At 55.7% G+C, this 21169-nt stretch carries 20 protein-coding genes and 1 pseudogene; 12 read left to right on the plus strand and 9 right to left on the minus strand.

What is annotated here, in order from left to right:
- Nucleotide 1 precedes the first annotated feature (1 nt).
- Both AC5SEO_RS19405 and AC5SEO_RS19410 read left to right on the plus strand, forming a co-directional pair.
- Nucleotides 2–1162 (plus strand): Gfo/Idh/MocA family protein, encoded by a 1161-nt coding sequence (locus AC5SEO_RS19405; protein WP_495363955.1) that lies wholly within the window; start codon nt 2–4, stop codon nt 1160–1162.
- Nucleotides 1128–1793 carry a GNAT family N-acetyltransferase gene (locus tag AC5SEO_RS19410; protein ID WP_083807412.1) on the plus strand — a complete coding sequence of 222 codons (666 nt, stop codon included), beginning with the start codon at nt 1128–1130 and terminating at the stop codon, nt 1791–1793. The genes AC5SEO_RS19405 and AC5SEO_RS19410 overlap by 35 nt, the downstream gene beginning before the upstream one ends.
- 354 nt (nt 1794–2147) lie before the next feature.
- Here AC5SEO_RS19410 and AC5SEO_RS19415 read toward each other — a convergent pair whose 3' ends face one another.
- The 6 genes from AC5SEO_RS19415 to AC5SEO_RS19440 form a co-directional block, all read right to left on the minus strand.
- Nucleotides 2148–3014, minus strand: a complete 867-nt coding sequence (locus tag AC5SEO_RS19415) for an aldose 1-epimerase (protein ID WP_495363956.1) — start codon at nt 3012–3014, stop codon at nt 2148–2150.
- Nucleotides 3001–4188, minus strand: a complete 1188-nt coding sequence (locus AC5SEO_RS19420; protein ID WP_013637437.1) for a galactarate dehydratase — start codon at nt 4186–4188, stop codon at nt 3001–3003. Before AC5SEO_RS19420 ends, AC5SEO_RS19415 begins: the two co-directional genes overlap by 14 nt.
- Before the next feature lie 44 nt (nt 4189–4232).
- Nucleotides 4233–5957, minus strand: a complete 1725-nt coding sequence (locus AC5SEO_RS19425) for an ABC transporter ATP-binding protein (RefSeq protein WP_019565751.1) — start codon at nt 5955–5957, stop codon at nt 4233–4235.
- Nucleotides 5958–5965: 8 nt separating this feature from the next.
- Entirely contained in the window at nt 5966–7090 is a 1125-nt protein-coding gene (locus tag AC5SEO_RS19430) for an ABC transporter permease (RefSeq protein ID WP_025591532.1), read from the minus strand.
- Between the two features lie 9 nt (nt 7091–7099).
- Nucleotides 7100–8086, minus strand: a complete 987-nt coding sequence (locus AC5SEO_RS19435) for an ABC transporter permease (protein WP_003517191.1) — start codon at nt 8084–8086, stop codon at nt 7100–7102.
- 120 nt (nt 8087–8206) lie between these two features.
- Nucleotides 8207–10156 carry an ABC transporter substrate-binding protein gene (locus tag AC5SEO_RS19440; RefSeq protein WP_495363957.1) on the minus strand — a complete coding sequence of 650 codons (1950 nt, stop codon included), beginning with the start codon at nt 10154–10156 and terminating at the stop codon, nt 8207–8209.
- A gap of 299 nt (nt 10157–10455) precedes the next feature.
- Here AC5SEO_RS19440 and AC5SEO_RS19445 point away from each other — a divergent pair, with 299 nt between their 5' ends.
- The 3 genes from AC5SEO_RS19445 to AC5SEO_RS19455 are packed head-to-tail and all read left to right on the plus strand — an operon-like array spanning nt 10456 to nt 13041.
- Nucleotides 10456–11175 carry a FadR/GntR family transcriptional regulator gene (locus AC5SEO_RS19445; RefSeq protein ID WP_003517195.1) on the plus strand — a complete coding sequence of 240 codons (720 nt, stop codon included), beginning with the start codon at nt 10456–10458 and terminating at the stop codon, nt 11173–11175.
- Nucleotides 11176–11230: 55 nt separating this feature from the next.
- Entirely contained in the window at nt 11231–12112 is an 882-nt protein-coding gene (locus AC5SEO_RS19450; RefSeq protein WP_495363958.1) for an SMP-30/gluconolactonase/LRE family protein, read from the plus strand.
- 32 nt (nt 12113–12144) lie between these two features.
- Entirely contained in the window at nt 12145–13041 is an 897-nt protein-coding gene (locus AC5SEO_RS19455; RefSeq protein WP_112391828.1) for a dihydrodipicolinate synthase family protein, read from the plus strand.
- A 139-nt stretch (nt 13042–13180) separates the two neighbouring features.
- On the opposite strand, the gene AC5SEO_RS19460 is transcribed toward AC5SEO_RS19455, so the two are convergent.
- Together AC5SEO_RS19460 and AC5SEO_RS19465 are read right to left on the minus strand one after the other, a co-directional pair.
- Nucleotides 13181–13600 carry a type II toxin-antitoxin system VapC family toxin gene (locus tag AC5SEO_RS19460; RefSeq protein WP_495363959.1) on the minus strand — a complete coding sequence of 140 codons (420 nt, stop codon included), beginning with the start codon at nt 13598–13600 and terminating at the stop codon, nt 13181–13183.
- Complete coding sequence (locus AC5SEO_RS19465; RefSeq protein ID WP_495363960.1) at nt 13597–13851, minus strand: FitA-like ribbon-helix-helix domain-containing protein; 255 nt, start codon at nt 13849–13851, stop codon at nt 13597–13599. Before AC5SEO_RS19465 ends, AC5SEO_RS19460 begins: the two co-directional genes overlap by 4 nt.
- A gap of 138 nt (nt 13852–13989) precedes the next feature.
- Between AC5SEO_RS19465 and AC5SEO_RS19470 the strand changes: the two are divergent.
- The 3 genes and pseudogenes from AC5SEO_RS19470 (at nt 13990) to AC5SEO_RS19480 (ending at nt 16999) form a co-directional block, all read left to right on the plus strand.
- Nucleotides 13990–15511 (plus strand): annotated as a pseudogene (locus AC5SEO_RS19470) (IS3 family transposase).
- 396 nt (nt 15512–15907) lie between these two features.
- A complete protein-coding gene (locus AC5SEO_RS19475) occupies nt 15908–16465 on the plus strand; it encodes a recombinase family protein (RefSeq protein ID WP_111783759.1) in 558 nt (185 codons plus the stop codon).
- A 78-nt stretch (nt 16466–16543) separates the two neighbouring features.
- The gene (locus AC5SEO_RS19480; RefSeq protein WP_162701187.1) at nt 16544–16999 is read left to right on the plus strand and encodes a hypothetical protein; all 456 of its coding nucleotides are present in this window, start codon (nt 16544–16546) and stop codon (nt 16997–16999) included.
- A gap of 377 nt (nt 17000–17376) precedes the next feature.
- Here AC5SEO_RS19480 and AC5SEO_RS19485 read toward each other — a convergent pair whose 3' ends face one another.
- Entirely contained in the window at nt 17377–17943 is a 567-nt protein-coding gene (locus AC5SEO_RS19485; RefSeq protein ID WP_112752619.1) for a recombinase family protein, read from the minus strand.
- 378 nt (nt 17944–18321) lie between these two features.
- Here AC5SEO_RS19485 and AC5SEO_RS19490 point away from each other — a divergent pair, with 378 nt between their 5' ends.
- The 4 genes from AC5SEO_RS19490 to AC5SEO_RS19505 are packed head-to-tail and all read left to right on the plus strand — an operon-like array spanning nt 18322 to nt 20994.
- Nucleotides 18322–19452 carry an EAL domain-containing protein gene (locus AC5SEO_RS19490; RefSeq protein WP_495363961.1) on the plus strand — a complete coding sequence of 377 codons (1131 nt, stop codon included), beginning with the start codon at nt 18322–18324 and terminating at the stop codon, nt 19450–19452.
- Nucleotides 19449–19913 (plus strand): hypothetical protein, encoded by a 465-nt coding sequence (locus tag AC5SEO_RS19495; protein WP_495363962.1) that lies wholly within the window; start codon nt 19449–19451, stop codon nt 19911–19913. The genes AC5SEO_RS19490 and AC5SEO_RS19495 overlap by 4 nt, the downstream gene beginning before the upstream one ends.
- On the plus strand, nt 19910–20326 hold the full coding sequence (locus AC5SEO_RS19500; protein WP_313595496.1) for a hypothetical protein: 417 nt from the start codon (nt 19910–19912) through the stop codon (nt 20324–20326). Before AC5SEO_RS19495 ends, AC5SEO_RS19500 begins: the two co-directional genes overlap by 4 nt.
- A 59-nt stretch (nt 20327–20385) precedes the next feature.
- The gene (locus AC5SEO_RS19505) at nt 20386–20994 is read left to right on the plus strand and encodes an invasion associated locus B family protein (protein WP_495363963.1); all 609 of its coding nucleotides are present in this window, start codon (nt 20386–20388) and stop codon (nt 20992–20994) included.
- Nucleotides 20995–21169: the final 175 nt, after the last annotated feature.

Raw genomic sequence — 21169 nt, forward strand, 5'->3', positions numbered from 1 at the left:
CATGAAAATCGCAATTGCCGGGCTCGGCTTTCGGCTTGCCAATGTCATTGCCTCCTTCCGCAAGGCCTGCCCTGAACTGGAAATTGTCGGCTTGATGGACCCGCAGCCTGCTGGGCTGCCAGCCATTCAGTCCGCAGGCATGGCGGCGCCGCGACGTTTCGATACCATCGAGGCTATGCTGACGCAGACGAAGCCGGATCTTCTTATGGTCGGCTCGCCCAATCTTTTCCATCTGGAACATATCACCGCGGGATTGCGCGCAGGCGTGCGGGTTTTCACGGAGAAGCCGGTGGTGATCGACGAAAACCAGACGATGACGATGGCGCGTTTGCTTGCCGAATATGGCGATGAAAGCGTTATCGTGGGGCTCGTTCTGCGGTACTCTGACCTTTATCGGGATCTGCGCGCAGCGCAGACGCAAGGTCAAATCGGCGCCATCACGTCGATTGAGGCATCCGAGCATATCGCACCCTACCACGGAGCATTCTTCATGCGGGACTGGCGACGGCATACGCGCTATGCCGGGCCGTTTATCTTGGAGAAATGCTGCCACGATCTCGACCTCTATGGCAGCGTTGTTGGGCAGCGGGCGATGGCCGTTGCCAGCTTCGGCGGCCGAAAGTCGTTTATCGCGGAAAACAAGCCGGATCAGTTCTCCGCGTTTCAACAGCGGGAATTCTATAAAAAGCCGAGCGGCTGGCTAGAGGGTGGCGCAGTGTTTGAGAGTGACGGCGATATTATCGACTATCAGACCGCGATTATCGAATATAATGGCGGGGCGACGATGACGTTTCATACCAATCTCAACGTTCCAGATCAGTTTCGCCGCTTCTGCGTGATCGGTAGCAAGGGAATGGCCGAAGGCGATTTCATCCGCAATCGCTTCGAGGTGCACTCTGCAATAACAGGCGAAAAGCTAGTCGAGCGGCGTTACGAGGGGCACGAAAGCGATCACTATGGCGCAGATGATCAGATGGCCTCGGATATCTACAGGCATCTGACCGAGGCCTCTCCGCTGCCCGTCAATATCGTCTCAGCCTTGGAAGCGGGGCTCGTCGCGATCAAGATCGATGAGGCACGCCGTGTCCGGCGCACCATCGAGCTTGCTGAAACCTGGCAGCGCTTCGATGACGCGCTTCGCACCCCTCATGTGGCTGCCTGAGGCCGCGATTATGACCATGCCAGCGTCTTTATCATCCGTTACCATCCGCAACGCCCGACCGTCCGATGAGACGGCGATCCTCGACATATGTGTGCGCACTTCGGATCGAGGCAAAGACGGATCACAATACTACTCTGACCCGAGACTTCCCGGACTTTTATGGGCGCTGCCCTATGTCCGCTTCTGCACAGAAACTGCATTCGTGCTGACGAAGGATGACGTCGTCATGGGCTACTGTGTCGCCGCACCCGATACGATTGCCTATGAAAATTGGCTCGAGGCCGCATGGTGGCCGTCCTTGCTGGAAGAGCTCCGCGATTTCGAAACACGGACAGTAGAGGATGACAACGTTCTTTCCTATATTCGAAGCGCAAGAAAGACCCCGGCTGAGGTCACGCGGCCCTACCCCGCCCATCTGCATATCAATCTTCTGCCTGAGATCCAAAATGGCGGCCATGGGTCGTCGCTACTGCGACATCAACTGGATTCTTTAACGAGGTCTGACGTAAGAGGCGTCCATCTAGGCGTTAATCAGTATAACGAAAAGGTCGTAGCATTTTACGCCAAATTCGGCTTTGTGGAAATTGACCGGACACCATCGATCGTGATGGCGAAGCGGCTGATTGAATAAAATACTTAAAGCGCGTCGCGATTTCTAACGTCGCTCTTCAAGCTGTAGCGCCTTTTGTTTTCTTTTGTCGAAGATCGAGGATAACCAAAACTTTTCCAGAAATGATTTTCATGGCGAGCTGGACTTTAAAGTCCACTCCGTTTTGGGACAAAGTGTCTTTTCGCCCTGAAGGGGTACGACCCCACAGCACGTCATTTGTTGTCAGACTTTTTCGAGCAGTTCCATTGGCTTAGAAACACAGTGGAATGGACTCAAACGAAAATTATTGATGAATTTCGTTTAGGTGTTCAGCGCATTGTTGAGGTCATGCAATCCGACCATCAGCATCATGGGAGTGAGGCACCTACGCCCCTGTCAACTTTCAATAGAAAGCCTGATACACCCAGACAGTCGTTGACCGGGCGAGATCGTTTCGACGCCGCGGCCATTTCGCTCTGGTTCCGGTAAGCCAAGCGCTCCGGCGACCATGGAAACGGGCTCAAGACAAAGATAGCGGTCCATACGGTGGGCAGCGAGATTGCTAAAAACGGGATCCGCCTCGAGCAACAGTGAAAAACTGTCAAAACCGATGCGCGCATATGACCAGTCGATGAAGTGCAAGGTGTATCCCGTCGTAGCAGGAATGGGAGGTTTCGAGCGGGGCACCGCTTGCTGGCCGGTTGGCACGTTCTGCACATCGAGGGGATATTGCAGTTTGGCATCGGTGCTGGCGTCGGAGGCCAATTCTGCCGCAAAATAGGGATGCCAGCCAAGCGAAACCGGCACAGGCCGGTTTTCCAGATTGGTTATCGACAATTCCACCGTCAAACGGTTGCTTTCAAGCAAAAAAGATTGTTCAGCGCGGAAGGAGAATGGCCACTCAGCATCCGCCTTATAGTCAAGCACCAGCGTGCACTGATCGGCCGCCAGGCTGGAAATATCCCACGATCGTCGGTGAGCAGGTCCGTGCATGGCATCAGGCGAAAGGGCGGGATGTGGAAGAAGGTCGTGGCGGATATCCGCGTGAACGAATGAGCTGCCATATAACCTGTTGTGGTAAGGAATGAGCGGATAGGCACCTGCCCTCGGCCAGTTGAACGGGTCAAAAGACTCCTCCGCTGTCGGCACCAGAATATCGCCGTGATCCTCGTGGTGCAGATGCGTCATCCTTCCACCCCAGGAAGGGCGGAGGCGGGCCGAAAGCTGCCTGAAGGCAATCGTAACCGTTTCAGGCAAAAGCATATGAGCCATCAGGCCGTTTCGGCACGCGTCGCTGCCAGTGAACATAGCCATCTTCCTGCATGGCCTTTTCATCCATCTCGACTCCCCAACCCGGTCGGTCCGGCCTCAGTTCCAGGTATCCATCCTTTGGCAGATAAGGGTCGACAACATAGCGCGTTTCATCCTCGCGTTTTTCGAGGTCAGTGCCACCATAAACATAGCACTGCCCCTTCGGCAGCCTGTATTCAAGAATACGGAAATTCTGCTGGGCGGCGGAGAAATGCACGTTGACGGCGGTGGCGAGCGGCCCCATCGGGTTGTGCGGCGCGATGCTGACGAAATGCGCCTCTGCCAGCGTGGCGATGCGGCGCATTTCGGAAATACCACCGACAACGCAGATGTCGGGTTGAATGATATCGGCGCCCCGGACTTGCAGAAGACGCAGGAAGTCATTGCGATTGTAAAGACTTTCACCCGTTGCCAGCGTGCAGTTCAGCCCCTGCTTCAGGTCTCCCCACATCTCGATATTTTCCGGACGCAACGGCTCTTCGAAAAATAGCGGATCATAAGGGGCAAGCGCATTGCCCAGTTGACGAGCGGCGGCAGGCTCGAAAATCTTGGCATGCGCGTCGAAGGCAATATCGTAGTCGGGCCGCACCGTTTCGCGAAGCGAGCGGAAATATTCGGCCGAACTGCGCACCACCTCACCCCAGCGATGGGCGTGAATATCGACGCGCCATGGGCTTAGCTTGAAGGCTGTGAACCCCCAGTCTTCGTTGAGACGATCGAATTCCTCCCTTGCCGCCGGTGCATCCGGTGCCGTGTAGACGCCGGCGTAAACCTTGATACGGTCACGCACTTCGCCGCCCAGAAGCTTGTACACAGGCACGCCTGCCGCCTTGGCGGCAAGGTCCCAGAGGCAATGGTCAAGCGCTGAGATTGCCGAAAGACCAAGTGCTCCGGGCGGAAAGCGGTTTTGTTGGAGGAGGAGATTGTAGAGATACTCGACCCGAGTCGGATCCTGCCCGGCAAGGAAGCCGTAGAGGTAATCCAGAACCGGGGGCAATGCGAGATCGGGGCCGTGATTGTAGCATTCGCCCCAGCCGGTCAAACCGTCATCGGTATCGAGAGCGACGATAACGCGGGGGCGGTCCTTGTCGCGGGTAACGAATACCCGCATGCGATCGATTTTCATGCTTTGGTCTTCCTCTTGAATTGCGAGAAGCAACAGCCGCGCTGTTATCTGGCAGCAGCTCCGTTCTTGATCTCGGGCGGCTCGACGTAGCGGAACCTTCTCGTGCGGTCGCGGTCGCGCGGATCCGGGCGCGGAATGGCCGACAGAAGTGCCTGCGTATAAGGGTGATCCGGCGCGTTGCAGACTTTTTCGGCGTCTCCCACCTCAACAAGCTTGCCGCGATACATCACTCCGACGCGGTCGCACATGTATCTGATGACGCCGATGTCATGGCTGATGAAGATGTAAGCCAGGCCAAGTTCGTCCTGCAGCCGCATGAGCAGGTCCAGCACCTGGAAACGCACCGAAACATCGAGCGCCGATGTCGCCTCATCCGCAACGATGATGCGCGGCCGGAGCGTGATGGCGCGGGCGATACCGATGCGTTGGCGCTGGCCGCCGGAAAAGGCGTGTGGGTAACGCTCACGTCCGGCCGGGTCCAGACCCACCTGCTCCATCAGGGCGCAGACGCGCTCATCCAGTTCCTTGCCTTTCGCAATGCCGTTGACCAGCAGCGGCTCGCCGATGACCTGTGCCACCGTCATGCGCGGATTGAGCGAACCGAACGGATCCTGAAAAACCATGCGCAACTCACGCCGCGCCGCTTTCAGCTCCGCACCTTCGATTTTGGCAAGATCGACCACCGTGCCATCTGCCCGGCGATAGCGCATCTCGCCCCCGGTCGGATCGTAGAGGCGCATGATCGAGCGGCCCATGGTGGTCTTGCCGGAGCCGCTTTCGCCGACGATGCCGAGCGTTTCGCCCGGAAGCAGCTTGATCGACACGCCATCCAGCGCCTTCATCTCACCGAAGTGCATCGAGAGGTCGTTCACTTCTAGGATAGGCGCCGCGGCAAGATCGAGCGGCGGGCGGGCCAGCCGGATTTCCGCCTTCTGCTCCAGCTTCAGAACCGAGCCGATCAGCATGCGCGTATAGGGGTCTTGTGGATTGTGGAATATCTCATCAACAGTGCCATATTCCTTGGCGACGCCGTGATGCATGACCAGCACGTCATCGGCAATCTGCGCCACCACGCCCATGTCGTGGGTGATGAACAGCACCGCCATGCCATGCGCCTTTTGCAGCCGCGATATCAGGTCGAGGATTTCGGCCTGCGTCGTGACGTCCAGCGCGGTTGTCGGTTCGTCGGCGATCAACAGTTGCGGTTTGCAGGCCAGCGCCATGGCGATCATGGCGCGCTGGCGCATGCCGCCGGAATATTGGAAGGCGTAACGATCCAGCGCCTTTTCGGGGTTGGGAATTTCCACCTGGCGCAGCAGCTCGATGGCTTCCGCCCGTGCCTGCGCCTTGCTCATCTTCAAGTGCAGCCGCAGAACTTCGGTGATCTGATCACCGACGGTATGCACCGGCGACAGCGACGACATCGGCTCTTGAAAAATCATCGCGATATCTGCGCCGCGCACCGAGCGGATGGCCCGGCTGCGCGGATCGAGCTTTGCGAGATCCAGCGACGTGCCGTCGGCACGGTTGAGGATGATCGACCCGGAAGCGATGTAACCGGGGCTGTCGATGATCTGCAGGATCGAGCGGGCGGTGACGGATTTGCCGGAACCGCTTTCGCCCACAACGCAGAGCGTCTTGCCGGGATCGATGGAAAAAGACAGATCGTTTACCGCGCGGAAAATGCCGTTTCGCACCGGAAATTCGGTGACCAGATTCCGGACGTCAAGCAGCGGTCGGTCTGGCTTCATGGAGAGAATATCGCTCATCCGGGGTCTCACTTGTTATAGGGGTCGGCTGCGTCACGCAGACCGTCACCGAGCAGATTGAGCGCCATGACGGCAACGACGACAGCCACGCCGGGCAGGAACAGCCACGGCGCGGTTGCGATCGAGCGTATATTCTGCGCCTCGCGAAGCAGCACACCCCAGGAAATGGTCGGCGGCTGGAGGCCAAGACCGAGGAAGGACAGCGAGGTTTCCGCAAGGATCATGGCCGGAACGGCAAGCGTGACCGAGGCGATGATGTGGCTCGAAAAACTCGGCAGCATATGGCGGAAAATGATGCGCCCTTCCGGCACGCCATCCAGCCGGGCCGCCGCCACGAACTCTTCCGTCCTCAATGACAGGAACCTGCCGCGCACGACGCGGGCAAGCTGCGCCCAGCCGGTCAAGGACAGGATGATGGTGATCATCATATATTGCAGCGTTGCCGGCCAACCCTGCGGCAGGGCAGCGGCAAGCGCCAGCCAGATGGGAATGGTCGGCAGCGACAAAACGAAGTCGATGACGCGCTGCATGACAAAATCGATGCGGCCGCCGTAATAACCGGAGATACCGCCCAGAACGACACCGAGAAGCAGCGAGAAAAACACGCCGACGAGACCGATGGACAGCGAAATTTGCGAGCCCTGTATTACCCGGCTGAAAACATCACGGCCAAGGCGATCCGCGCCGAAAAGGAAGAGCGGTCGGGTCTTGTCGGTCGAGGCCAGCAGATGGATATCCGTGGTGAACAGGCCGAGCACCGAATATTCGTAGCCGCGACCGAATAGCTGGATCGGGATTTTCTTGGCCGTATCTTCGACGAACACCGCCGCCAGCGTTTCAGGATCACGCGTCAGCTTCAGCGGATAATAGTGCAGACCAAGCGAGAGGCCGTCCGTCGTATCGATGAAATGCACACGTTGCGGCGGATGGAAGGTGGCGCGCGCATTCTGCAGAACCGGATCGTTGATGGCGAAGAAACCTGGCAAAAGCGCGACGATATACATTGCGATGGTGACGAACAGGGCGGCCATGGCCAGCCTGTGGCGCTTGAACGCCCACCAGATCAGTTGCCATTGCGAGGCGACGGCAGCGCGGTCCGGCCGGGTATTGGTGGTGATGGCGATATCGCTCATGGCGCCCTCCTATTCGAGACGGATGCGCGGATCGACCAGCGCAAGAAGGATGTCGCTGATGAGTGATCCGATCAACGTCAATCCGCAGATCAAAAGCACAAAGGCGCCGGCTAGATACATGTCCTGCGCCATCAGCGACTGCAAAAGCAGCGGCGCGGCCGTCGGCAGATTGAGCACGATAGCAACCACAACCGAGCCTGAAATGAGATTGGGCAACAGCCATGCAATCGTGGAAATGAATGGGTTGAGCGCAATTCTCAAAGGATATTTCGTCAGCAGCCGGAACTCGGACAATCCCTTTGCGCGCGCGGTGGTCACGTAGGGTTTGGGTAATTCGTCCAGCATGTTTGCGCGCATGACGCGGATGAGGCTTGCCGTGGAGGACACCGCGAGGATCGCAACTGGTAGCCAGATGTGGGCCATCAGATCCATCATCTTGGCGATGCTCCACGAGGCAGTCTCGTACTCCGCCGAAAACAGCCCTCCGACATCGGCCCCAAATTCCACCGCCGCGACATACATCAGCACCAGCGCCAGGAGGAATGACGGTATGGACAGGCCGAAAAAGGAGAAGGCGGTAAAAAGATAATCGCCGATCGAGTATTTGCGCACGGCGGAGAAGACGCCGATCGGAAGTGCTATGGCCCAGGTTGCGAGAAGGCTTGCTATGGCCAGAACCAGCGTCAGCGCCATGCGCTCCCAGATGAGGCCGGAAACGGGCTGCTGCCATTCGAACGAGATGCCAAAATCGCCGCGACTGATGATGCCCCATATCCATTTGAGATATTGCACGATCATCGGGTCATCGAGACCGAAGCGCTCTCGCAGTTGCGCCGCCGTATTGTGGTCTATGACTTCGTTGGACGCAGCAAGCGTGGCGATGTAAGTCGTCACGTAGTCACCGGGTGGCAGCTGGATCAGTACAAAGGCAAGAAAACTGACGGCGAACAGGGATGGTATCATCCACAGCAGGCGTTTTACGATAAATAGCAGCATGACGTTCTCGCAATCACGTTTTACCACACGCGCCGCCTTCCACTACGAGACGGCTTGCGGGTGGTCGAAGCAACCTGAGAGGCGCCGCCGCATTGATGAAGCGACGCCCATGTGGCGGTGTCAGCTTGTGAAGGTGAACTGTTGCGGCAACGCCGGGCCGGGGTTGGGCCATGACCAGCTGTCGGGTTCTTTCTCCGGCACGTTGCGAAGGTTGTTGCGGATGATACCGAAACCACCAACGGCAAGGCAAAGACCGATCGTCTCGAACTCGTCCGCCGCAATATCGAAGATTTCCTTCATCTTCTCGCCGCGCTTGACAAGGTCGGCCGTCGAACGCGCTTCATCGAACAGTTTGAAGCGCTTCTTCTGGCTTTCCGGCGGCTCTTCCCCCTTCTGCCCGTTGGATGTGTACCAAAGCGCCCACGGAATGGCGTAGCGCGACCCCTGCGGGTGGAACGCGAAGAAGTCACGCGGGTCGAGCATCGGATCGAGACCGCCCGGACCCGGCCAGACCGCCGCATCATGGGCGTTATCATCGCCGCGTGTGTAGTACAGCGCGCGTTCGATGGTGTTGACCTTGATATCGACGCCGATTTGCGCCCACTGCGCCTTTACCAGTTCCAGCGCATCGACCAGATCGGGATAGAGTGTCGGGATCACATCGATCGAGAAGAAAATCGGCTGGCCGTCAGGCCGGAGCCGCATGCCGTTGCCGTTCTTCTTGTCGTAACCCGCCTTGTCGAGAAGATCGTTCGCCTTGGCGACATCGTATTCGGTGTTCTGACGCGCCAGCTTTTCGTGATACCAGGGATGCGTCGGGCGCGGCCCGGCCTGATAGCCCTCGCTCTGGCCGAAATAGACGATGTCGATGATTTCCTGACGGTTGAGCGCGATGGACAGCGCCTGACGGAACGACTTGTCGCCGAACATCTTGCGCATCTCAGGGTCTTTGTGGGTGATGTTGAGGTAGATCTGGCACTGCTGCGCAGCCGATGGGACCAGCGTCAACAGACGATAATCGCCCTTTTTCATGTTCTGCGACAACGTCGGCTTGTTGGCGAGAACGCTGATATGGCGTTCCTGAATGTCGATCTTGCCGGAGATGACGTTCAGCATCAGCGATTCGACATCCTGCGAAATGCCGAAATTGACTTCGTTGATATAGGGAAGCTGGTTGCCTTCCGTATCGACCTGCCAGAAGTAAGGATTGCGTGTCATGACCACACGGGTCGCGCCGCCGGAATAGGGTTCCTTGACCACCCACGGGTCGAGCGTCGGCTTGTCGACATTCGACCAGCGCGACGGAATTTCGATGTCGCCGCACTTGGCGCGGAACAGTTCCGTCCAGCTGGACACGCCAGCCGCCTTGACGTCGGCATCGAGCGCCGTGTTGTATTTCGGCAGGAACTTGCTGCAATAATGCTTGGCAAACAGCGTCGGATGCTGGCCGAGCGGCGTGGCGAGGTTTTCCAGATAAAGCGCGTTTGGCGCTGCGAATTTGAACCTGACCGTGAAATCATCGACTTTCTCGACATCGACCGCCTTACCGGCGACGGAGAGCTGCGCCGGGGTAGCGCTGTAAAGCTCCTTGTTCTTGATGCAGTCCTCGATGGCGAACACCACGTCATCTGCGGTAAAGGGATGTCCATCAGACCATTTCGCGCCCTGCAACAGATGGAAGGTGAACTGCGAGGCGTCGTCATTGACCTCCCATTTCTCGGCAAGGTTGGGCAGAACTTCGGTGAAATCCATGTTCCAGCGCACCAGCCCCTGGTTGCCGACCATGCGCAGGATGCCGTTATGGTCCGACGAACCGCGCAGGCCGCGGCGCAATGTGCCGCCATAGGTGCCGATCTTTTCATGCGGCGTCACTACCATCGGATTTTTTGGCAGACGTTCCGCCAACGGCGGCAGTTTGCCGTCTTTTACCAGGGCTGCCAGTTCCGGCGCTTCCTTGCCGGCAGCAGCCAGGGCCGACCTCCCGATGACGGACACGGCGGCGACGCCGCCAAGCCCAGCCATAAAGGTTCGGCGCGTCACGCCCAGTGAAAATTTATCGCCATCGCGCATCGACTATCCTCCCAAAAAATTACCGGCAGCGAGACAGCTTTCACCGAACCGCAACAGCCTCCCGGCCAGCCAGCACACCGATCCTCCACCGGCAGGGCAGACCATATGGGCGTTTTCAGATGATTACAAGTATTGACAGATTTTTACATATTTTTTATTCGTAGACCTGTCTTCACGATCAGGTTTGAGGAAAGAACCGGCACGACAGTAACCACGTTCATGAAAACCCCGGTATTTCTGTTGCGATTGAAATGCAGGAAACCCATTAACTTCAGCGATTTGCAACGGAAGGGCTGCTGATGGACAATCAAACCGCATCCGCCGCCGCTCGAGGCGAGACTCGCTTGAGCGACATCATCTACGAAAAGATCATCGGAATGATTTCTGATGGTCGGTTTCCCGTGAACGAGCGGTTGCCGTCGGAGCAAAATCTGGCTTCCCTGTTCGGGGCTTCCCGGCCTGTGGTGCGCGAAGCGCTGGAGCGGCTGCGCAACGACGGGCTTATCGTTTCGCAGAAAGGTTCCGGCTCCTATGTGCGCCAGCAGCCGGATTCATCTGTGTTGCAGCAGGTTCCTGTCGGCTCGCTTGCCGATGTGCAGCGTTTCTTCGAGTTCCGGTCCGGCCTTGAGTCTGCAGCCGCCGAACTTGCAGCACGCAGTTGGCAGGCTGCCGACAAAGCCCGCATCGAACAAGCCATTACCGCGCTGGAACAGTGTCTTGCGCGCAACGATCTTGGTGCGGAGGAGGACTTTGCCCTGCACGAAGCCATTGCGAAAGCGAGCCATAACCAGTTCCACATCACCGTGCGGATATGGTTCAAGCCGCATTTCGCGATCGGCCAGTCGGTGACACGCAGCCTCAGCCTGAAGCGTACGCCGCAACATGTGCGCGAGGTACAGAACGAACATACGGCAATCGTGGAAGCGATTTTTGCCCGCCAGGAACAGGCCGCGCATGACGCAATGAAAGATCACATTCTAAAGGCCCGTGCCCGCATGTTTCAGGGCGTCGGCAGCTAGAACCGTTTTTCCACATTTCAAAAGGCGAGCCATACAGGGCAAGGGAAAATAATCAGTGATCCAGCCACGCATCATAGAGCCGAAACTCCGCTCTCTCATCGACACGCCGTTGAAGGTCGGCGAATCACCGGCATGGGATGAGCGTACCGGGAAGCTGTGGTTCGTCGACATTCTCGCCCCCGCCATTTTCTGCCTGCATCCGGGCGGCAAACTCGACAGATACGAAATGCCCGCCCAGGTGGGATGCCTCGGTCTTTGCGACAATGGCCTTGTTGTGGCGGGCCTCAAGACGGGCGTGCACCTTCTAGACCCCGCAAACGGCGCGCTCGAACTGCTGTGCGATCCGGACGAAGGACGAGCAGACAGCCGTCTCAACGACGGCAAGGTTGGCCCCGATGGCCATTTCTGGGTGGGAACCCGCGACGAGGCTGCCGTGCAGACAGGAAATGCCCGCCTCTATCGTATCGCGCCGGATGGCGGCGTAGAGCTTGTCATCAATGGCGATATGTTCACATCGAACGGGCTTGCCTGGAGTCTGGACGGAACGCGCATGTATCATTCCGATAGCAGCGGTCTGATGTATCAGGCGTTCGATTTCGATGTCGCGACGGGCAGGCTCGGTCCAGCCGAACGCCTGCACGATTTCGCACCCGACGAAGGCAGGCCTGATGGCGCGGCGACCGATTGCGAAGGCTGTTACTGGAGCGCCGGCGTTCAGTCCGGGCGTCTCAACCGCTTTTCGCCGGAGGGCGAACTGTTTGAGATATACAGGTTGCCGTTCAAAGGGCCGACCATGCCATGTTTCGGCGGCCCGGACCTCAAAACGATCTATCTCACGAGTCTTCTGACCGAAACGAACGGAACAACCACCCCAGGCACGCTGGTTGCGTTTGATGTGCCTGTCGCGGGCGTAGCCGTTCACAAATTTTCTATCTGAAGATGCCCTTCGATTTTTAAGGAAACCAGTTGATGACGACATTCGATTTCCGCCAGGCTCTGCACGGTATTTCCGGCGTCCCCGTAACGGCTTACGAGACAGACGGGGAAGTCGATATAGCTGTCACCATCGAAGCCTATGCCCGTGTAGCAAAGGCGGGCATCCACAATATCGTTGCTGCGGGCAATACCGGCGAGTTTTACGCGTTGACGCCCGCTGAAATTTTCAAGGTCTACGAAGCCGCGATTGAAGGGGTGAACGGGCAAGCCCCCGTTACTGCAGCGATTGGACGCTCGCAGCGGGAGGCCCTGTCCATGGCGCGTCGGGCCAGGGAGATGGGCGCGTCTGCGGTCATGTCCCACCAGCCGGTTGACCCGTTCGCAGCGCCGCAATCACAGATCGACTATTTTATCGGTCTGGCTGAAGGTAGCGAATTGCCTCTCGTAGCCTATGTCCGCGCCGACGGGTTCTCGGTCAACGACATGGTCAGACTATCGAGCCATCCGAATGTCGCAGGCATAAAGTTCGCGACGACCGATATTATGCTTCTGTCGCGCGCGATCGCCGCTTCCGATCCTGACGGCTCACTTTACGTGTGTGGACTGGCAGAAAGCTGGGCTCCCGCCTTCTGCGCCGTCGGAGCCCGCGGTTTCACATCCGGTCTCGTCAATGTCGCACCGCAATTTTCCCTACAAGTTCATGATGCACTGACGGCCGGCAATTTCTCGGCCGCACGTAAGATCGTTGAAAAGATCGAGTTGTTCGAACGGCTGCGGACACGATACCGGAACGGCGCCAATGTGACTGTGGTGAAGGAAGCGATGCAGATACAGGGGCTTGCGGTTGGCCCAGTTCGAGCACCAGGACTCGCCCGTCTGGACGACGAGGATCGTGCAACACTTGAAGTCCTGCTTGCCAGCTGGCAATGACAGAAGCCTCATTCCCAACTGTGGAGACACACTACGATGCCGATGATGGCACCCAACCCATCTGCGGAATTATGCGCCTAACCGGCTCGGTTGCGTTGAACAAACAATGCCTTGCGTCACGCCCAGACGACCATTGTGGTTATCTGGACCAGGGGTTGATCACTTTCACCCCGGCAGCCTCGAAAGGGCTTGTATCGCGAGTTGAGATCGTGAGGCCATTTGCTGCCGCTGTGGCTGCAATGTAGCCATCGGCCGTGCCGATCGCTTTCCCAGACGCTCGAGCGCGTGCCACCAGTTCAGAGTAGAACTGAGAAGTAGTCAGATCGAAGGACAGGATGCGACCGGAAAAGTGTGGCAGCACCTCGCCCTCGAGACGGTCGCGGAGGATTGTTTGCCGTCTACCTGAAGCCATAGCAGCAATTCCGAAGCGAAGTTGCGCAATCGTTATTGCGGAGATGAACAGCGTTTCGACAGCTTGGGCGTCCAACCAGGCAATCACCGCCTCGTCCGGAACCGGTTTCCAAGGTTCGGATATGACGTTGGTGTCAAGCAAGATCATTCGAAGGTCATAGGCTTAGCATGTGTCTTGTCGCGACTTTTCTGAAGAGCTTCAACGTCGCTGTTGGAAAGCTCTGCGTCGCGACCAATGGCCGCTAGCAAGGACCCTAGCTGAATACGTTCCGGAGGACGAACAGCCGCTTCAATAATGTCACGAATCTCGGCCTCCGTGCTCCGGCCATGATGGGCCGCTCGCACCCTCAGAGCGCGATGTGTTTCTTCAGAAAGATTACGAATGGTGACTGCCGGCATTGATATCATCCTTGGAAAAATGATCTCTTTGATATCAAAGTACCAAGAATGATGCTAAAATTCAAGAGTACTGAGTTTCAGCAGGATTTGACCCGTTGGGGGTGCGGACGAAAACTTGGACCACCAAGGAGGTAGTTCATGTATTCCTACGCAGACAGACTTCGAGCCGTTGAGCTTTACATCAGGCTTTCGAGACCATTCGCAAGTTGGGTATCCCACAAAGAATGCGCTCAGGGGCTGGTACCGCGAGTACTTGCAGCATCGCCACCGGCGTATTCAGCCGGTAGCTCGAGCGCCGAAGTATTCCGAGAGTCAGAAGCAGGCGGCACTTGAGCATTACATCACCCATGATCGTTGCATCTCTGTGACGATGAGGGCACTCGACTACCCTGGTCGATGAAGTCTCACCGCATGGGTCCGTGAAGCCTTTCCGGATACGCGAGCATCAATGGTCGGGCGATCGTGGCATCTTGGATATTCCGAGAAGGTGCGGCAAGCGGGGGTCATCGGACTATGCAGTGGAGATGAAAGCGCTCAACAGGTCGCTGACCGGTTGGGCGTCTCAAGGCCGACATTATAAAGCTGGAAGGATCAGCTTCTCTGTCATGAGGCCCCATCATTGATGAAACGCCGCAAAGCCAACTCCAAAGTGCCTGAACGTGAAGAACTCGAGCGAAGGCTCGAAGCCCTCCAGCGTGATGTCCGCCGGTTACAACTCGTGCACGACCTTCTGAAGAAGGCCAACGAACTCCTAAAAAAGACCTGGGCGTCGATCTGCAGATCCTGAGTAATCGGGAGAACACAGCTGGTTGATGCCCTTAAGGAAGTTTATCGCTTGCCAGAATTGCTCTCCCAGCTTCGAATTGCCCGAAGCTCCTACTTCTACCATCGCGCCCGCATATATCCGGTAGACAAGTATACCGCTGTCCACCTCAGCTTGGCGGAAAACTTTGAAGCGAACCGTCGTTGCTACGGTTATCGACGGCTGCAGGCGTCGCTGGTCAGACAAAGCGTGATAATCTCGGAAAAGGTCGTCCAGCGATTAATGAAGCAGGAGGAGTTGGTCGTTGCCAGGCCGCGTCGTCGGCGGTTTGGATCCTATCTGGGAGAGATCAGTCCAGCGCCGGAGAACCTGTTCAATCGCGACTTCCACGCAGACGCGCCGAACGTGAGATGGCTGACAAACATCACCGAGTTCCAGACACCTGCGGGCAAGGTGTACCTTTCGCCCATCATCGACTGCGTTGACGGCATGGTCATTAGTTGGTCCATCGGAACCTAACCAGATACGGGCCTCGTCAACACCATGCTGGATGCAGCCATTGGGGCCGTGACCGACGGCGAGGAGCAGCCAATCATTCATTCTGATCGGGGAGCGCATTACCGATGGCCGGGCTGGTAAACCCGTATCAGCGAAGCAAGACTGGTTCGCTCGATGTCCCGAAAGGGTTGCTCGCAAGACAACGCCGCGTGCGAGTTGTTCTTTGGTCGGTTCAAGACCGAGCCTTTCTATCCACGAGACTGGGAGGTCATCACGATAGAGCAGTTCGTGGCAGAGGTGGACGCCTACATCCGATGGTACAATGAAAAGCGCACTAAAATATCACTGGGATCACTCAGCCCGGCCGAATATCATATGAGCCTCGGCCTGAGCATTTAAAACAGTCCAGGTTTTTATCCGCACCCCCCCGGCCAGAACTTCCATCTTTGGATTGTGACTAGTCATAATGTGCACATCTCCTCAAACACTTATTGAGTGGGAGACCGTGTCTAGATACCTATTGGGAGGTCATTAGGGTCCTAACAATCGTCTTCACTATACAATTTCATCGATGTTGCCGAATGATCACGCATTCCGTTCCAAACCGTTCGTAATCGTAGCATATCCGCCCTTCTCCCGAACATGAGCGGCAGTTATATTTCGTTTGTTGCAAGCCAGTCACCCTCGATATTGGTTGATGCTACTATTAAAGATGGCGAAGCAATAATACTATCTAATTAACTGAGTTTTTACTCAAGTTTTCAGGTTGGCAAGTATTGTATCAGTAGGGTTGAAATGAAAATAGGTTACGCACGAGTTTCCACGGAGGACCAGAACCTCGATCTTCAACTAATAGCACTGAAGTCAGCAGGCTGCGATCATGTGTTTGCTGACTATGGAGTGTCTGGAAAAGGTTTTGACAGGCCTGGATTGCAGAATGCAATCGATGCACTAAACTCGGGAGACGTGCTCATTGTATGGCGCTTGGACAGACTTGGCAGGTCATTGCCGAAGTTGATCCAGTTTGTCGAAGATGTTGGCCTACGTGGTGCACAATTTCAGTCCCTGAATGAAAACATAGATACTTCTTCATCGGGCGGCCGACTTATTTTTCACATAATGGGTGCGCTCGCTGAGTTCGAACGAACTCTTATAAGTGAAAGAACCCGTGCTGGTATGGATGCAGCTCGTCTTCGGGGAATTCATGTCGGACGCCGGTCTTCGTTGGATCCGGACACGGTGGTAGAAGCTCAGATCGCAATCGAACGCGGTGAAGACGCTGCCGAAGTAGCCCGACGCTATCGTGTAACATCACGAACGCTTAAACGTCACCTAAAAGCTGTTTCTAAATAATGGAGTTGCGAAAAGTAAGATTGTGCAAGCGGACTCGATTGTATATTTCAAGGATGCTTCCCACAAAGAGGATATGCAATGGGAAAACACCGGGAAGTTTATTTGCTCGATCCGTATCTGGAGTGCTTGTTCGTACTAGACGTCGAAGACCTGATTACGGCTGCAGAAATAAAGAACCTAATCGGTAGCGATAGCGTTGATGTAATTGGTTTTGACAACGATCATCTCATCTATTTCGACGATGAAGGTCTAAGGAGTGGTATAAACCATTATACGATGCTCCAAGGTCACCCTGACCCCCTAGTAGGGAAGCTACTCATTTCCCATAGAGATTTGACCCGGTCGGTTGTGTTTATTTCGCCACTCGAATTTCTTGATCAATTGAAATGCTACAAGCCAGTGATCGATCCGGTTATCGAAAGCATAGAAACCAAAGACGGCCGATTGACGACCTATATCTCTGCCGTAACCGGATTTCAGACCAGAATTCAGGCGACCGCTTTTGTTATTCGTCATTTGGACAGAACGACATGAGCCGTATCCCTCATAAGCAATGGTCAAGGAGGGGCCACTACGGCGGCCTCTGCCCCATCGAAATGTCCGGTACTTTCCGAGTGTACAGCCAGTTCCGGTGTCCACAAAGCTGCCAGAAAATGGCCGTTAGACGTTCTCAATTTTCTATTCCATTCCATTCAATTCGTTACTAGGCCGAAAGCACAATAGCCGCGTAGAACATAGCATTCGGAGATAATTGTCGCGATAAACGCCGACGCCCGCGATGGCAGGCGGAGTTCCGTTAAAAATCGAACTCCCGAGTGACATTTGCAGATCCCCGTATAGACGAGGGAGCGCCGAGTCTGTGGGCTTCACCTATTACAGCGGATGCTTGATCGCGAACCTTAGCAAGCTTATTATTCCGACTTAACACGGTTCTGGATCATTCGTTTCAATGCGCGTGGCTTCAAACCATAGCTAGATGCCACATCTAACGGCAATGCCGACCCCGAAAGAATCGCTTCATTCGCCGCTTTCAGCTCATCGGTCGACAATTTCGGACGCCTGCCAATCCTTTGCCCTCCCTCTTTCGCGGCCTGCATACCTGCTCTCGTTCGTTCGCTGATAAGACCTCGCTCAAATTCCGCGAGCGCAGCCATCATATGAAAAAGTAACCGGCCTGCTGGAGAACCGGAATCGATATTTTCGGATAATGATTGGAAATCAATTCCCTTTTTTCCCAACTCATCCACCAGCTGAACAAGATGGATCAGCGAGCGCCCCAAGCGGTCTAGGCGCCACACTATCAAGGTATCGCCTTTCTTCAGCTCCGCCAGTGCGAGATCTAAACCGGGGCGTTCGGCTGTCCGGCCGGAGACTCCATGATCAGAAAATACTTTCGCACAACCAGCCTTCTTCAGCGCTTTTAGTTGGAGATCAAGTTTTTGATCACAGGTCGAGACGCGCGCATATCCTACAAACATTTTTATTCTTCCAGCATTCAAGTCCGACGTTGACAATAAAGGGTCCCTTTCGTCCCGCGCCGGATTCTCGAAATTTGGTTTTGAAAACATGAACAAATCCAATGTATGAAAGCTTGGCAACCGCCCTTAACCACCTGTTTACCTAAGGGACCCCTTTTTTCACGCGGAAGATATGGGGCTGGGTCCTGATCATCCCTTCATCATAGAAGACCTTTCGTCTGAACCCGCCCCTGCCCCACTGTTGGGTTTCGTGCTTGTTGGCGTGTCTGGCGCTCTTGTTGGTTTTCTAGCCGCGGGCCATTTCGCGACGGCAGGTGCGCTGTTCTTTGGTGTAATTGCCGGGCTTGGCTGTGGATATCTTGCGCGGGAGGCTTTGCTATGAAGCAAGATGCCGCGGTCTCCATTTTTATAGATAATCTGCCAAGTATTGCCGTTGCCTACTCAGGTGCAGTTGTCAGTCATGTCCTATTCGAGGTGTGGAAGCGCCTCAGTTTTGCTTTGACCCCAAAAGGCATCGCATGCTCAATTGAAGCGTGGGGCGTATCGTTGCACTCCGCTCGGAAATCCGGACACGGAATTCAGCTCGAAATTGAAGATTTACTGAACGAGATTTCTGCCACGCCGATTTTTGCCGGCTGCGAGGCGGTTGTGGTTGCGCTTTCGGTTCAATCTTCCTCCCATTCCCACGATATCGTCGTCAGTGCCGCGGTAAATGCTGATCAATACAAAAAAGATATGGCTGAAATCGTCGCCATTTTTTCGTTACTGATGAATGGGCGCATGCGATTTGCTGCGGAAGTTGTCGCGAACTCCAGCGGAGCCGGGCAAAGTCTATACTATGAGTGTTTGCTGCGGCTGGAAGATGCAAACGGCAGGCCTGTCTTTCCCGGATCATTCTTGCCTTTGATCGAGCGACTGGGGTTGACCCGTCCCGTTGATCGCAAAGTTGTGCGGAGCGTGATTGCTGAATTACGCAAGCGCTCCTTCATCAGTCTGGGTTGTAACATCTCGGGCTTGTCGGCGTGCAATGATGTCTGGTGGAACTCGATAATAAACGAGCTGAGGCGCGAACCGGACGTTGCGCGGCGACTTGTCATAGAGATTACTGAAACCGCTGCGCCACCAAGTTCAAGAGGCGCACTGGAATTGATTGCCGCGCTGAGACGCACCGGCTGCAAAATTGCTCTCGATGATTTTGGCGCTGGTTACAGTTCAATCGCTTTCGCCCGGGCGGCATCTCCCGATATCGTTAAAGTGGATAGCTCGTTTCTCAGAGTGCGCAAAAGAACGCCTCGCGAACCGGACCTTCTGCGCAACCTCGTTGCTCTCGCTGGGAATCTCGCACCCCACGTCGTGGTTGAAGGCGTTGAAACATATGACGATCTGCGACTTGTTGCTCAGTCGGGAGCCAACTGGTGCCAAGGGTATCTCTTCAAGCGCCCTTTATACACGCCGCCTGCGGCACAGCAGGGCAATGCCGGCGGGTTGAGGATTGGAGCCTCGACATGAAATGCCCCGCCATTTTGCTCCTCCTCGCAGCAAGCGCCTGGTTTTTGTCTACGATCACGCACCTGGCGCAGGGCAATACCGAACTCGCAAATGACCTGTTCACGATGGGCGGTAGCACGCTCGTTCTACTGGCTGTGATAGTCCTTTTGCGCAATAGCGAGTTTTGTCTTGTGTCTTTCCGGGAGAAGCAGGAGCAAGACCCGTCCTCTCATTCCAGCATCTCTCCGGCGCGTGGCGAGCCGTTAGGCAGGCCCGATTTCGAGCAACCTCGCGCTGAAGTCAATGAAGATTGCACTCAGGAGACCGATGTCACGGGATACTGGGCGGGCGGAATAATTTGCCTTGCACTTGTGTTGGGCAGTGTCCTGGGCCTGCTGGCTTCCTCCCAAAATCTCGCGGCGATTTTTACTGCTCTTGCTGGCATAGCAGGCGTAACCGCCGGCGTCTGGTTTAAGACATGACGATCGCACGTCGCTTTTCTGACTGGTGGAGCATGTTTAGAGCTCCTGGCATTGAAGTTCGGGAATCCAACCCACTCCAGCCTGTTCCTGATTTCGCATCGGCTGTGGCCCGCCTCTATAAACAGAATGGAGAGGGTGCAGGAGAAGATGCCGCCTCTCTGCTCACCCACTCACGGCGAGAAGTTACGGCGATTGTACATGCTCAATACAGTTTCTGCCATCCAAGAGCCGTACAGATACGTCGCTACTATAATCAAGGTGTCATTGGCGGCCTTTTCGCTTATCGGCAAATGGAGCCAACAGAGCGGTTCGTTGATAAGGAACACCAAATGTTCTTTGAGCTTGGTCGGCATCACGGCGAGTTAGTGCGAACTATAATCAGTACAAAATCGCGGCAAGCTGCGGATATCTAAAACCCCTTGCCTTTAACTCATATCAGCTTCGTTAAAAAACGGTTATAAAAGGAGAAACCATGTATTTGTCGAAATTGAAGATATCAACTATCGCTGCTTTTTCCGCTTGTTTCGTTGTTTCAGCAGGTGCAGCAACGACACCATCGGTCGCACAGGTTAAAAAAGAGGAACGCGTTCCTGTCAGCAACGAGCCGGGGGCAACAACGGCGACTTATGGCAACTGGGTCCTCCAATGTGTCCGTCTCACCAATCCAGCAGGGACAAACGACACGGCAGAGGGAAAAAGCTGCGAGGTCGTGCAATCCATCCAGGTACAAGGTCAAGCACAACCGATCGCGCAGATCGCGCTCGGCCGCTTGCCGAAGGAAACCAAAATGCAGATGACAGTTGTTCTTCCAGTCAATATTTCGCCGTCAAAGAGCGTACATATGTCTGGAAATGGCAAAACAGGCGCAGACGAAAAGGCCGCCGTCGACCTTCCGTGGGTCCGCTGCATTCAGAGCGCTTGCCTCGCATCCACTGAGCCGTCGGCAGAGTTTTTGGCAACGATCCGTGGTGTACCAGAGGGTAAAATCCGGTTCGTGGACGCCGGCGGTCAAAGTGTCGAATTGCCAATATCTTGGAACGGTATCAATCAGGCCCTGAATGCTCTTGATAAGGCCTCGTGAATATAGGGAGGGATGGGAACGGCGCTCGAAAACAGCGTCGTTCCATACTGGCAAGCCTGTCGAGATCAACGCTGGTCTGAATTCTGCTTTGCCCTGGCTAAAGCTCCGTCCAACGATCGCAGGCGTTATCCAAGGTGTGCTTTCATTGCGATCCCAGGTTTCGTTACGAGATTTT

It is taken from the genome of Agrobacterium sp. K11 (assembly GCF_059429395.1).